Source organism: Flavobacterium sp. 9R, from assembly GCF_902506345.1.
Classification (GTDB): Bacteria; Bacteroidota; Bacteroidia; order Flavobacteriales; family Flavobacteriaceae; genus Flavobacterium.
This window is the reverse complement of record NZ_LR733413.1, coordinates 2,531,266-2,544,522: the sequence shown is the minus strand read 5'-3', so window position 1 is coordinate 2,544,522 and position 13,257 is coordinate 2,531,266. Positions and strand designations below refer to the sequence as shown.

The 13,257-nt window shown below is 35.0% G+C and carries 12 protein-coding genes; 4 read left to right on the top strand and 8 right to left on the bottom strand.

The genetic code is table 11. The features are described 5' to 3' along the window. Positions 1-12: 12 nt before the first annotated feature. Together FLAVO9AF_RS11345 and FLAVO9AF_RS11340 are read left to right on the top strand one after the other, a co-directional pair. Positions 13-1,767: a BatD family protein gene (locus FLAVO9AF_RS11345; RefSeq protein ID WP_159688601.1), complete on the top strand. Its 1,755-nt coding sequence runs from the start codon at positions 13-15 to the stop codon at positions 1,765-1,767. Between the two features lie 104 nt (positions 1,768-1,871). Further along, entirely contained in the window at positions 1,872-2,618 is a 747-nt protein-coding gene (locus FLAVO9AF_RS11340; protein ID WP_159688598.1) for a tetratricopeptide repeat protein, read from the top strand. A gap of 75 nt (positions 2,619-2,693) precedes the next feature. On the opposite strand, the gene FLAVO9AF_RS11335 is transcribed toward FLAVO9AF_RS11340, so the two are convergent. Next, entirely contained in the window at positions 2,694-3,194 is a 501-nt protein-coding gene (locus FLAVO9AF_RS11335; protein ID WP_159688593.1) for a CvpA family protein, read from the bottom strand. A 160-nt stretch (positions 3,195-3,354) separates the two neighbouring features. Between FLAVO9AF_RS11335 and FLAVO9AF_RS11330 the strand changes: the two genes are divergently transcribed. Then, positions 3,355-3,711 (top strand): hypothetical protein, encoded by a 357-nt coding sequence (locus FLAVO9AF_RS11330; protein WP_159688590.1) that lies wholly within the window; start codon positions 3,355-3,357, stop codon positions 3,709-3,711. 345 nt (positions 3,712-4,056) lie between these two features. Here FLAVO9AF_RS11330 and FLAVO9AF_RS11325 read toward each other — a convergent pair whose 3' ends face one another. From FLAVO9AF_RS11325 to FLAVO9AF_RS11305, 5 genes are all read right to left on the bottom strand, one after another. Then, positions 4,057-4,584: a helix-turn-helix domain-containing protein gene (locus FLAVO9AF_RS11325; protein ID WP_159688586.1), complete on the bottom strand. Its 528-nt coding sequence runs from the start codon at positions 4,582-4,584 to the stop codon at positions 4,057-4,059. A 408-nt stretch (positions 4,585-4,992) separates the two neighbouring features. Further along, a complete protein-coding gene (locus FLAVO9AF_RS11320; protein WP_159688583.1) occupies positions 4,993-5,850 on the bottom strand; it encodes a cupin-like domain-containing protein in 858 nt (285 codons plus the stop codon). Positions 5,851-5,939: 89 nt separating this feature from the next. After that, a complete protein-coding gene (gene bioB, locus FLAVO9AF_RS11315) occupies positions 5,940-7,025 on the bottom strand; it encodes a biotin synthase BioB (protein WP_159688580.1) in 1,086 nt (361 codons plus the stop codon). 87 nt (positions 7,026-7,112) lie between these two features. Beyond that, complete coding sequence (locus FLAVO9AF_RS11310; protein ID WP_159688578.1) at positions 7,113-7,550, bottom strand: hypothetical protein; 438 nt, start codon at positions 7,548-7,550, stop codon at positions 7,113-7,115. 97 nt (positions 7,551-7,647) lie between these two features. Next, complete coding sequence (locus FLAVO9AF_RS11305; protein WP_159688575.1) at positions 7,648-8,595, bottom strand: bifunctional riboflavin kinase/FAD synthetase; 948 nt, start codon at positions 8,593-8,595, stop codon at positions 7,648-7,650. A 330-nt stretch (positions 8,596-8,925) separates the two neighbouring features. Here FLAVO9AF_RS11305 and FLAVO9AF_RS11300 point away from each other — a divergent pair, with 330 nt between their 5' ends. Beyond that, entirely contained in the window at positions 8,926-11,583 is a 2,658-nt protein-coding gene (locus FLAVO9AF_RS11300; RefSeq protein ID WP_159688573.1) for a reprolysin-like metallopeptidase, read from the top strand. Between the two features lie 58 nt (positions 11,584-11,641). On the opposite strand, the gene pth is transcribed toward FLAVO9AF_RS11300, so the two are convergent. Together pth and FLAVO9AF_RS11290 are read right to left on the bottom strand one after the other, a co-directional pair. Next, a complete protein-coding gene (gene pth / locus FLAVO9AF_RS11295) occupies positions 11,642-12,211 on the bottom strand; it encodes an aminoacyl-tRNA hydrolase (protein WP_370516460.1) in 570 nt (189 codons plus the stop codon). Positions 12,212-12,593: 382 nt separating this feature from the next. Beyond that, positions 12,594-13,205, bottom strand: coding sequence for a 50S ribosomal protein L25/general stress protein Ctc (locus FLAVO9AF_RS11290; protein WP_159688570.1), 612 nt, complete (start codon positions 13,203-13,205; stop codon positions 12,594-12,596). Positions 13,206-13,257 lie beyond the last annotated feature (52 nt).

Sequence of the window (13,257 nt, the reverse complement as noted above, 5' to 3'; positions counted from 1 at the left end):
CCGCATTTTAAAATGAAAAAATTTATTGCAGTTGCACTTTTTATAATTGCTAACCCACTTCTGGCTCAAGTTCAGTTCGAGACACGAGTGAGTAAAAACACTTTGGCACTAAACGAACGCCTTCGTGTTGACTTTATTATGAATGTAGATGGTGATAATTTTATTCAACCTTCTTTCGATGGTTTCCGAATCATCGCTGGACCTAGCCAACAAGTGAGTCAATCGTGGGTGAACGGAAGAAGTTCTTTTGAAAAAGTCTATTCTTATTTTTTGGTACCCGCTAAAAAAGGAGCTTTAGTGATTAAACAAGCCGCCATTGAGTTCAATGGCCAGGTATACAAAACTTCTCCTGTAAAGATTACTGTGACCAATGCTGTACAACAAAGTCAAGAAGAGAATGACGGCCAAATTTCTGCCGATAATAATTTGTATTTAGTAGCCGATGTTTCTAAAACCAATCCGTATATAAACGAGCCAATTACCGTTGTATATAAATTGTATTTCAGCTACAATATCGGAATTGGGGTAAATTGGGAAGAAAAGAGTAAACCAAAATACAATGATTTTTGGAGCCAAAATATTGATATCAAGCAATTGGTTCCTGAAGAGGGAATGTTTAGAGGGGAACGTTTTAGGTATGTAGTCCTTCGCAAAACAGTTTTGTATCCTCAAAAATCAGGGAAATTAGTGATAGAGCCACTTTCATTAGATATACCTGTTCAATTGCCTACCAATAGAAGAGATATGTTTGGGCAATTTATTGTAAAAGATGTAACTAAGAATGTAACTACAGGAGCAAAAACTATTGCGGTGAAAGGATTGCCAGAATCGGGTAAGCCAGCAGATTTTTCAGGTGCCGTGGGAAGTTTTGATTTTAAAGTTACGCCAAGCAAAACAACGCTTCACAATGGAGAAAGTTTAGAATTGGTAGTTAGCGCCGCTGGAAAAGGAAATCTTAAATTATTTACCTTGCCTAAACCAGTTGTTCCAAACGCACTAGAAATGTATGATCCTGTTCATACGGAATCCGTAAATACGCCACTTTCTGGAATGGCAGGTAAAATTTCGGATAGTTATACCATTATTCCGCAGTTCAAAGGAACCTATCCGATTAAGCCTATGCAGTTCTCTTATTTTGATTTGAATTCGGGCAGCTACAAAACGATTACTTCACCAGAAATTTTAGTGACTGTTTTAGATGGTCCGACTGCTACAGACAGTACCGCAGTGGCGAGCACGGCTAAAAATAAAATCAGCAATTTGGAGCAATTCAAGTTCATTAAGCTTAAAACAGAACTTGAAGATGTTCACGGAAAGGATTTCTTAGGCTCCAATAGCTTTTATGCGTTGTTATTACTTCCTTTTGGAATAATTCCTTTGATTGTGATTTTCAAAAAGAAAAAGGAAGCCATAGATAGCGATGTCTTTGGTAACCGAATCAAAATGAATAATAAATTGGCTAAAAAATATTTGTCGGAAGCCAAAAAACAAATTGCGAACAAAGAGTTGTTCTATGTGGCACTCGAAAAAGCGATGCATAATTTCTTAAAAGCCAAATTACACATCGAAACCTCAGAAATGAGTAAGGATAACATTCAAGAGTTGTTGTTGTCTAGAAAAGCCAATCCTGAAGCTGTAAACGATTTTATTACCTTGACAGAAAATTGTGAGATTGCTCGTTATGCGCCTTCTTCTAGTGCTTCAATTCAACAGGATTTTGATAAAGCTGTCGAAATTATTTCGGGATTAGAAAAACAAATTGTGTGAACCACAAAGAACAGAAGTGTAATCAAGAAAAATTAAATGAGCACTTTAAAATAGTGGTCTTAGTGCTTTCTTTGTGATCTTTGTGTTTAAAATTAAATCAACAAATGAAAAATATAGTTTATTTATTATTGTTTATAACCAGTGTTTTAACTGCTCAAAATGGTTTTGAATCAGGGAATGCATTGTACAAAAAAGGGCAGTATGAACAAGCCATTCAGGCCTATGAATCGGTGGTGCAAACGGATAAAAAAGAATCGGCTGATTTGTATTTCAATTTGGGTAATTGTTATTACAAGCTCAATCAGGTAGCGCCAGCGATTTATAATTATGAAAAAGCTTTGGTCTTAAAACCTAATGATACAGAAATTCTAAACAATTTGAAATTTGCCCAAAAGAAAACCATTGATGAGATTAAAGTGGTTCCCAAAGTAGGTTTTGAGAAACTAGTACACGATTTTACCGCTTTCTTTCATTATGATACTTGGGGATGGATTGCGATTGGTTTTGCTGTGGTAGTGCTATTACTTTTTTTAGGGTATTACTTTACTCAAACTTCTTTAGCGAAACGAGTTTTTTTCTTTGGGATGTTTTTTGGATTGCTACTCGTTTTGATAAGCGTTTTTGCGGGTTATTTTGAACAAAGTCATTTTAAAAATGATCGACCAGCCATTCTTTTTGCTGCTATGACGGAAGTCAAAAGCGAGCCGCAGAACTCCAGCCCAGCTGTTATAATGCTTCACGAAGGCGCCAAAGTCTATGTGTTGGAAAATTTAGAGCAATGGAGAAAAGTGCAACTTACCGATGGGACTGAGGGGTGGCTCAATGCTAGTGCGATAAAAGAAGTAAAGTAATTAATGATTATATACAAAAGCGCCCTTGAAATTCAATATTCCAAGGGCGCTTTTGTATACTTTAAATAAAGAATCTTATTTTTTAGCTTTATCGTATAGCTTTTCTAGTGAAGGAAAAATAAAAGCAGAAGTTTTTTGTATCGGATTAAAAAATAGTGATTTATCCAAGGTCTCTTTTTTAGCTAAGAAATTATGGTAATTGATTTTTTCGAAAATGGTCAAAAATACACTGATAATTAGTACAAATTTCAACACTCGAAATACGCCACCACCTACTTTATTGATCCAACCTAGATAAGCAAAATCGGCTAGACCTGTAAAAAATTTACTAAGCATATAGATACCCACGACCACCACAATGAAGGTGAGTATAAAAGCCACTATTTGTATTGTATACGGATTCCATTTTACAATACTTGAGATTATGGATGCCATAAGTGCTGAGAATTTTACCGCTACGTAAATTCCAATTAACAAAGAAACTAAAGAAGCCAATTCGGCAAAAAGTCCGTTTTGAATGCCTTTGAACAAGGCATACGCCAATAAACCACCGATTAAAAGATCAAAAAAAGTCATATTTTTAGGGTAAAAATTAAAACGGCAAATATAAAAGAAATAGGCGATACCGTAACTCAATTTTCAAGTGCTTATCTTTGCCGAAAATTATTTAGCATTAAATGATGGTATTTGTTCTCAAATCCTAATTTTTTTAATCCTAATTCCTAAATTTTAAATAATGTCTAGAGATATACAGTTAAAAGAACGTTGGGAACGCTTGGTTTCCTTATTGTCAGATCGATTTTCGCAAGGTGAAGATTTGGATTTAGACGCTATAATTTACCTTATCGGGGTTCAGGAGTTGGGGCAAGTGCACCGCGAGTTTAAGAAAGATGAAAAGGTAAACCTGATGCACATTGCTATTTGCAGATTGCTGGAACCTTATGGATTTTATGAATTCGATTTTTTTGATGAAGAAGGTTGGCCACATTACAAAGTCAAGGAAGAGTTACCACCTTTGAAAGCCGGTGAACAAACCGTTTTGATGAAAGAAGCCATTGTGAATTATTTTGTAGAACGCGAGGTGATTGAATAAATGTACCCTAAAAAGCAATTGGCTTCTCTTTAGCCCCGATTACTATGATATATACAAACTAAAAATTTATTTATTTTTTAGTTTAAAAAAAAGACATAACAAGCCTTCGAATAAGAATTACACGAAGGTTTGTTGTGCCTTTCATAAGTTATTTTTATTCGTAAACATCATAAATTTATCAAGATAGGTTTCTTTNATGTTTGTGATAAATAGACTTTATTAACTCTTTTATTACTTGATATTTATCGACTGATTTTACTTTTTTTTGATGATAATAAAAATTGCTGCGTGCCATATTGGTTTGCTTTAAAAGTAAATTCAAATCAAACTCATGCCTTAATTCCATTATGGCTTGCGCTTTCTGGCTTTCTCTTCTGCTTGAATTAAGGCTTGCAACTTTTTTAGCAATTCGTTCTCACAACGCAATGCTTCATTCTCTAATAGAAGTTCTTCTTCCCTAGTTAAGGGTTTGTCTGATTTTCGCTTTTTTCTTTTATTGGTGTCCATAAATGTTGGTCTGCCTCTAGTTTTTGGTTGTAAGCCTACTAAGCCAAAAGTAGTGAAATCCTTCTTCCATTTAACAATAATACTAGTGTCAGGTATATTAAACTTAACACTGGCGGCTCTCAAAGACAATGAGTTGTTATTAATTGCTTTTAATACTTTCAATTTAAAAGCAACCGAATAACTTTGGTTTTTTCTTGGCAGTAAACCAATACTGCCATATTGCTTATAAAATCGAACCCATTTACGAATATTAGACTCATTTAGACCTTTTTGATTAGAAACATAATTACACGAATAATGTTTTTCTAATACTAATTTTACGCATTCAAGTTTAAATGCAGCATCATATCTGACTTTTCTTTCCATAAAAATACCCCCAAATAGTGTCTAACTTTTTGGGGGCAGTCTACAAGTGCTTTGAAAGGGTTTTTCTTTTACAGATAGATTGGTTAATCGTTTAACTGATTAACTGTTTAAACTTTGTGCGGTTAAGTTTTTTACCACCAAGAAACACGAAGAAGTCACGAAGCTACACAAAGGAATACTCTTGAAATTTGCGTCCTTTGCGTAAATCTTTGCGAACATTGCGGTTAAATTTTCACCACAAAGCAAAACAAAGAAGTCACGAAGCTACACAAAGTAAAAGAGTTTTATTTTATAGGAATCAGCTAAAAACTTCTATGTCCTTATTTGTCTTATATGGTTTAAAACACGGAGCTTATTCTCAAAAAAACTTCTTTGACTTAAATGTTTTTTCTTATAAACTTCTTGCGGTTAAATTTTTTCGGTGTCTTTTATGGCTTTTTCGTTTTTGTAATCAATCCATGCCTGTCCTTTGACTTTTCTCATAATGCTATCAAAATAGCGCATAAAGAAAACATTATAAACTGCTTTTGATAGATTGTTAAGTCTTCTAGGAAAGGCTCTTAAACTCATTGAAAATCCAGGAGTCAAGTATTTCATATAGTGCCAATAGCCTTCAGGCATATAAAGCATTTCACCATGATTCAGGGTTGTAATTAGTCCTTGTGCCTTTTTTAAAGCTGGAAATTTTTCAAAATCAGGATTGTCAAAATCGATGTCTTCTCTAGCTATAAGTGCATGAGGGACTTTGTATAGAAAGGGAGTTTGGTCTGGAGCAAAAAGCATGCATTGTTTTTTTCCATGAAAATGAAAATGTAAAATATTGGAATAATCAATATCGTAATGCATAAACACCTTAGAATTTTCTCCTCCAAAAAACAACATGGGCAATTGTTTTACTAAACGTAGCCCTATTTTAGGCCATTTAAAGTCATTTTGAAGCACAGGGACTTCTTTCATTAAGTCGTATAGAAAAATGCGATAATTTGTGGGTTTTGATTGTAAAAGGTCGATGTAGTCGGCCATTTTCATAGTGGCGTGCGCTGCGTTGAAGCCATCCTTATGAGAAACTGGACGATCATCATACAATGGAACAATTTTGTCGCCAGCAATAGTTTTGATGTAATTGAGGTTCCACTTTTCGTAAGCGGGCCAGTCTTTGGTCAATTTTTGGATTACTAAGGGTTTTTGTTTTTTAATGTAGTGCTTATAAAAATCCTCTTTTGAAATAGTTTCAACACGTTCAATTTCAGTAAGATTCAGTTTCATAGAAGGAAATTAAAAATTAAAAAAAAAGCTCTTAGTTTTTTGGACTAAGAGCAAAGTTAATAAAGCTTTAATTTATGGTAAAATATTTTCTACTTATTCTTACTACTAGCTTCTACATTTCTTTCGATAGTATGACCTGGTCTAGACCATTTTGGTTTTTCTCCAAGTGCATTATACTGAGAGTCTTCTGCTTCTACCGTTTCAGGTTGCATGATTTTTATAAATGGTTTTTGCGGTTGCAATCCTAACATTTCAAACATTTTCATGTCTTCGTTCACATCGGGATTTGGTGTAGTTAGCAATTTATCTCCAGCAAAAATAGAGTTTGCTCCAGCAAAGAAGCACAAAGCTTGTCCTTCTCTACTCATATTCATTCTTCCAGCAGATAAACGAACTTGGGTTTCTGGCATTACGATTCTTGTTGTGGCAACCATTCGAATCATTTCCCAAATTTCAACCGGTTTCTCTTCCTCCATTGGAGTTCCTTCAACGGCAACTAAAGCATTGATTGGCACAGATTCTGGTTGTGGATTTAAAGTAGAAAGTGATACCAACATTCCTGCACGATCTTCGATACTTTCTCCCATTCCAATAATTCCTCCACTACAAACGGTAACATTTGTTTTTCGAACATTTTCTATAGTTTGTAAACGATCTTCAAAACCACGTGTAGAGATAACTTCTTTATAGTATTCTTCAGAAGTGTCTAAATTATGGTTGTAAGCATACAAACCAGCTTCGGCTAATCTTTTGGCTTGATTTTCTGTAAGCATACCCAAAGTACAGCATACTTCCATATCCAGTTTGTTGATGGTACGAACCATTTCTAGTACTTGATCAAATTCAGGACCGTCTTTTACATTTCGCCAAGCGGCTCCCATACAAACTCTTGAAGATCCTCCAGATTTTGCTCTTAAAGCTTGTGCTTTTACTTGGCTTACAGACATCAAATCATTTCCTTCAATTTCTGTATGGTATCTTGCTGCTTGTGGACAGTATCCGCAATCCTCAGGACATCCTCCAGTTTTTATAGATAGCAAAGTAGAAACTTGTACGACATTCGGGTCATGGTTTGTTCTGTGAATAGATGCTGCTTCATAAAGCAAATCCATTAATGGTTTATTATATATCGCAATGATTTCTTCTCTGGTCCAATTGTGTTTTGTACTGCTCATAGGTGCATTTTTAGTGCCACAAAAGTAATCAATTTGTTTTGAAGTAACAATCTAGGCAGGCTAAAAGCGGTATTATTTGGCGAGAAGTTAGTCCGTTACCAATCTATTGTTCCAATATAATAGAAGTAGCATTGTTACTACAACGGTTGAGGCAATTCCTTCAAATAACAAACAAATACTATAGGTCATCACAGAAGGATTTCCGCCAAAAAGAAATGTTTTAGAGAGTGATTGTACGTATTGATCTCCTCCTTGCAAATAGCTAAAAACAATCAATCCTATAATGCTGAGGAAAACGCCAATTAGTGAAGTTTTCATGGCTGATTTTGCATTGTTAGCCAAAAATACTTCCCCATCGTGAATGTTCATCATAATTGATCGATTCACACCATACAATACAAAAAGAGTGTTGAATAAACGCAGGTAGAAAACATCCGATAGGCCAACTAAGTTCATCAACAAAAAATAAATGGCAATACCCAAAAAAATGAGAAAGCCGTTCTGAAATTCTTTTGAAATTTTCATAATGTAGTTTTTTAAGTTAGAGTTTAGTATATTGAAAATGAATTCAATAGCCATAAAGTTACTCAAAAAAACTACTGTAATTTTATTTTAAGAAAGATTAACTTTTGTTAATCGTCTGATGGGTAGCGATGTATTCTCTTGTTGTGTTTTCATCAAGTGCTAATTGCGCTTTTAGAAAATCAATGTTTTGAAATTTCTGTTCAGAACGCAAACGATGCAAAATGGAAATTTTAACGGATTGATTGTATAAATCTTTGTTGAAATCTAAGAAATGAACTTCTATGCTTTGTTTTTCGCCTCCTACTGTCGGATTGGTTCCAATGTTCATCATTCCATAAACCAGTTCTTCGTTTATGAAACTGCTTACAACGTATACTCCGTTTTTTGGAATTAATTTAAAATCTTCTGCTATGGCAATATTTGCTGTAGGGAAGCCAAGGGTTCTACCTAGCTGTTTTCCTTGAATAACCTGACCTGAAATAGGATAAGGATATTCTAAATAGGCGTTGGCTAACTCTATTTCACCTTCTAAGATGGCAGTTCTTATCTTGGTTGAACTAACAGAAATTGCATTGATTTCTTGAGCTGTGATTTGTTCAACTTCGAAGTTATACGTTTTACCATAGGTAATCAAGTCATTAATATCGGCGGTTCTATTTCTGCCAAAACGATGGTCATATCCAATAATGATTTTTTGAATATTGAAACGATTGACTAAAAAATCTCTAACAAATTCCTCGGCAGTTAATTGTGAAAAGGTTGTGTCAAAAGGATGAATGATCAAATTTTCGATACCTAAGTGCTCCAATAATTCTATTTTTTCAGCAATAGTGTTTAACAATTTTATACCCGATTTTTCTTGGAGTACCATTCTTGGATGTGGAAAAAAAGTAAGTACTACACTTTCGTAGTTTCCATTCATCGTACCTTGTGTTACTTTTTTCAAAATGGTTTTGTGCCCAAAATGAACGCCGTCAAAAGTGCCTAAAGTTAGAATCGTTTTTTTGGTAGCAACAAATTCGTTTATGGAGTGAAAAATCTTCAAAATGACTAATTTATAAAGCTGCAAATTTATACTATCTATTTTGAAAAGCGGCAATGTTAAAGCATGATTTTGAAATAAGATAGAAAGGATTTTTGATTCTATTTATCGCTCAAGATTACTATTTTTTTGAATTAATTGGATTAGAGCATAACAAGATTTTTTAATTGTTTTGTTTAGTAGGATTTTTTTACTTTGGGTTATAGGGAATATTTTTGTTAAAATTGTTTACTTTTTTCAAAAAAATACACAACAATTTGCAATGTTTCTATTCGAAAGGTAGTGGGTATAAAAATAAAAATAGTAACTTTAATGTCTCAAAACCATCATTTAATGAAAAAAAAGATACTTTTTTTGGTTTTATTTTGTGTTTCAACTCTTGTTCAAGCTCAAGATAAAGTTTTTTGGAAACGTGTTTCGACGGCTGCAATTTCTAGTAGAACATTAGCCACAGATCAAAGATCCAATGAAGGGTTGTATGAATTGAATGTTGAAAATTTGAAGGCAACTTTGGCAATAACCAAAGGAAAAAAAGAAGAAGTAGCTAAAGAAATAATTAGTTTTCCTAATGCTGATGGTACAATGGAACGTTTTTTAATTTGGGAAACTTCCAATTTTGATCCTATTTTGCAAGCTAAATTCCCAACGGTTCAATCGTTTAGCGGAAAAGGAATTACAGACCCTAATGCCACAATTTATTTCAGTACTTCAGAAAAAGGGATACAAACTATGGTTTTGCGAAGCAATGGCCAACCAGCTGAGTTTATGGAACCGATAAAAGGGGAGACTCAAAAATATGTTTTGTACCGATCGGATAAAAAAGCCAAAGGAGAATTGCCTTTGAATTGTACCACTGATGAAAAAGAAATAGCATCTAATTTATCTGAAAAAGCGTTTAATACAAAATCTAGTGATCGTGTTTTTCGTACGATGCGTTTGGCCTTGTCTTGTACTGGTGAGTATACTGCTTATCACGGAAAAAGTGTCCAAGGTGCTTTGGCGGCTATGAATGCTACAATGACTAGAGTCAATGGGGTTTTTAATAGGGATTTGGCTTTAAAATTGATTATTATCGCTGATTACGACAAAGTTATTTTTACTGATGCTGCCACAGATCCTTATACAGCGGTAACTGGAGGTAAAGCGCCTACTGCTTGGAATCAAGAACTTCAAACTACTTTGACGAATACTATTGGTGAAGGAAGTTATGATATAGGTCATTTGTTTGGCGCTTCTGGAGGAGGAGGAAATGCTGGTTGTATAGGTTGTGTGTGTGATACAGGTAAAGGAAGTGCTTATACTTCTCCATCGAATGATAAACCCGAGGGAGATACTTTTGATATTGATTTTGTTGCACATGAGTTTGGGCATCAATTGGGGGCTACCCACACTTTTTCGCATGAAATTGAAGATACGGGAACTAATGTTGAACCTGGAAGTGGTTCAACCATTATGGGGTATGCAGGTATTACAGATTATGATGTTCAATCCAATTCGGATGATTATTTTGCTTATGCTAGTATTGCTCAAATTCAACAAAATTTAGCTCCGAAAGAATGTCCAGTTCCAACAGCTATAACCAATGCTGTATTTGGCGTAAATGCGGGATCAGATTATACCATTCCTAAAAGTACTCCATTTGTATTGAAAGGAACTACAAGTGGAACTGTCAACGGTTCTTTTACCTATGTTTGGGAACAAAATGATTCAGCAGTCACAACAGCTGGGGCGAATAGTATAGCTATTCCAGATAAGGCTGATGGTCCATTATTTCGTTCTTTTCCTCCAACAGCCTCGTTGACTCGTTATTTTCCAGCTTATAATAACGTTTTGATTAATAGATTCAATAGTACATGGGAATCCTTAAGCAGTATTGCAAGAACAATGACATTTGTCTTTACTGCTAGAGATAATGCTGCTTTAGGTTCGGGTCAAACAGCTTCTGATGAGATGTTGGTAACTGTGAGTGGTACTGCAGGCCCCTTTGAAGTAACTTCTCAAGCGAGTACCGACTTAAGTTGGACTCAAGGGGCTACGCAAACCGTTACTTGGAATGTAAATGATACTAATATATTATCTGGTGCAGCCAATGTGAACATTAAATTGTCTACTGATGGAGGTCTTACGTTTCCAATTACCTTGGTTAGTAACACGCCAAACGATGGTTCGCAATCAATTGTAGTGCCTAATGTAACTGCTTTGAAATGTAGGATTTTGGTAGAGCCTACCAATTCTATTTTTTATTCAATGAATCCTACTCCATTTGCTATTGGATATACTACTGTTTCTGCTTGTAATACCTATACTTTTACAACTCCAATTACTATTCCTGATGGGGTAAGTAGTTATACGACAAGACAAATTGTAGTTCCTGCAGATTTGGGTAGTATCATTAATGTTGATGTTGAGGTTGCATTGTCTCACACTTATATGTCTGATGTAGAATTGGAAATTGTAAGTCCACAGAATACGACGGTGCGATTGCTGCAAAGGGTTTGCGGTAGTTCAACAATTCCACTTACTTTAAAAATTGATGACAGTGGAAATGTTGTGGATTGTGCCAATAGTGCTTTCCAAATCATCACACCAACTGATTTATTGAGTGGTTTTAACTCCCAAGAGCCAGCTGGGACATGGACTTTACGAGTTAGAGATGCTTATGTCAATGATAGTGGAACAATTAGTTCGGCTTCAGTGACGATTTGTACTCAAAAAGCAACTTTGGGAACAGAGCAATTGGGTATTGCCGATTTTAAATTATTCCCTAATCCTTCGGATGGTAATTTTAAAATTGAATTTTCTAGTGTGACTAGTTCGCCAGTTGTGGTTTCGGTAGTGGATGTGTTAGGGCGAAAAGTATTCCAAAAACAATACGAAAACGCGTCTAATTTTAGTGAAACTTTAGATTTGAAAAAGATAATGGCAGGAGTTTATGTAGTCACTGTTGAAGATGGTGACAGAAAAGAAGTGAAAAAAATAGTTGTTCAATAACTGTTATTTAGGTCTTTATAAAAACAGAAAAGGGAAACAAAATAATGTTTCCCTTTTTTTATTTTCCATTGAAGCTATTCATCGTATTGTTAAGTCCAGCGGTGCCAAACGATTTGATAATTTCGGTGCTTATTTCTAATCGTTCAGGAAGCGCTGCTTTTTCTTGTTCGTCCCATTCGCCCAAAACATAATCTACTTGTTGGCCTTTTTTGAATTGGTCGCTTATGCCAAAACGGAAACGCGTATAATTTTGGGTATTTAGAACAAGGTTGATGTTTTTTAATCCGTTGTGGCCGCCATCGCTTCCTTTGCCTTTGATACGAATAGTTCCAAAGGAAAGATTAAGGTCGTCCGTAATTACCAAAATGTTTTCTAGTGGAATGTTTACTTGGTCCATCCAGTATTTTACGGCTTTGCCACTCAAATTCATATAGGTATTGGGTTTCAAAAGCAAGAAAGTTCGCCCTTTGAACTTGTATTCTGCCAAAGCCCCAAGTTTTACGGTTTGAAAATCTAGACTTTCTTTTTTAGCCAAAAAGTCGAGTACTTTGAAACCGATGTTGTGACGGGTATTGACATATTCGGCGCCAATGTTGCCTAATCCTACTATTAAAAACTTTTTACTCACTTTCTCAATATTTTTTTTGGTGTTTGTGAACCACCAGTTTTATTATGCTTTGTATCACTGCTTTTTTAGTGATGGAAACAAAACTTGAATCTATTTTATGATGCTGCAAAAATAGTGTATTTGGTGCAGAAGTTAAATTGAAAGTCTATAATTGTTATGGAAAGGAGTCGTGTAGTGTAGCCCTGATGGGAGCGGCATCCTTTGCTGACGGGGTTCGGCAGTAAAGATATAGCGGACAGCAGGAGGATTCGTGATTGATAGAAGAGAGGTGTGCTTCTTATTTGAATCATAGAATCTGAAACAAGTTCAGATTAAAACAAGTTCAGAATAAAAAAAAGCGCCAGTTGTGTAACTGACGCTTTGATATAATGATTGAAAAAAATTATTTTTTCTTTCCTTTTGCAGGAGCTTTTGCTGCTTTTGCTGCTTCTTGAGCTGCTTTCATAGCCGCACGAGAGATCTTCACTTGACAAATTACTGTATTGTCTGGGTGCATGATTTTGAAGTTTGGTGTAGGTACTTTAGTAACGTACAATTTGTTACCCATTTCAAGTGGAGTAATGTCAGCTTCAACAAAATCTGGAAGATTTTTTGGTAATGCTTTTACTTTTAATTTACGGTTGTTCATACGTAAATCACCACCAGCCATAACACCTTTAGAGTTACCAATAACTTTTACAGGTACTTCCATTGTAATTTCTTTATCCTCGTGGATTTGGAAAAAGTCAATGTGTAAAATTTTGTCAGATACTGGGTGTACTTGAATGTCTTGTAACACAGCATTGAAAGATTTACCATTTCCAAGTTCAATCACAACTGTGTGTGCGTTTGGAGTGTAAACCAAGTTTTTGAATGCAATAACTTCTGCTGAGAAATGCACTGCTTGATTTCCTCCGTATAATACGCAAGGAACCAATCCAGCATTACGTAAGGCTTTAGTTGACACTTTGCCCACGCTTTCTCTTTCTGATCCTTTAATTGTAATCGATTTCATTGTAAATATTTAAATAGTTATTAATTAAACTCTTCTTTATAGTCCTTAGTGG

Bases quoted from the DNA above. Each gene is read 5' to 3' on its own strand.
- FLAVO9AF_RS11345 (WP_159688601.1), top strand. From the start codon at position 13: ATGAAAAAATTTATTGCAGTTGCACTTTTTATAATTGCTAACCCACTT.
- FLAVO9AF_RS11340 (WP_159688598.1), top strand. From the start codon at position 1,872: ATGAAAAATATAGTTTATTTATTATTGTTTATAACCAGTGTTTTAACT.
- FLAVO9AF_RS11335 (WP_159688593.1), bottom strand. From the start codon at position 3,194: ATGACTTTTTTTGATCTTTTAATCGGTGGTTTATTGGCGTATGCCTTG.
- FLAVO9AF_RS11330 (WP_159688590.1), top strand. From the start codon at position 3,355: ATGTCTAGAGATATACAGTTAAAAGAACGTTGGGAACGCTTGGTTTCC.
- FLAVO9AF_RS11325 (WP_159688586.1), bottom strand. From the start codon at position 4,584: ATGGAAAGAAAAGTCAGATATGATGCTGCATTTAAACTTGAATGCGTA.
- FLAVO9AF_RS11320 (WP_159688583.1), bottom strand. From the start codon at position 5,850: ATGAAACTGAATCTTACTGAAATTGAACGTGTTGAAACTATTTCAAAA.
- bioB (WP_159688580.1), bottom strand. From the start codon at position 7,025: ATGAGCAGTACAAAACACAATTGGACCAGAGAAGAAATCATTGCGATA.
- FLAVO9AF_RS11310 (WP_159688578.1), bottom strand. From the start codon at position 7,550: ATGAAAATTTCAAAAGAATTTCAGAACGGCTTTCTCATTTTTTTGGGT.
- FLAVO9AF_RS11300 (WP_159688573.1), top strand. From the start codon at position 8,926: ATGAAAAAAAAGATACTTTTTTTGGTTTTATTTTGTGTTTCAACTCTT.
- FLAVO9AF_RS11290 (WP_159688570.1), bottom strand. From the start codon at position 13,205: ATGAAATCGATTACAATTAAAGGATCAGAAAGAGAAAGCGTGGGCAAA.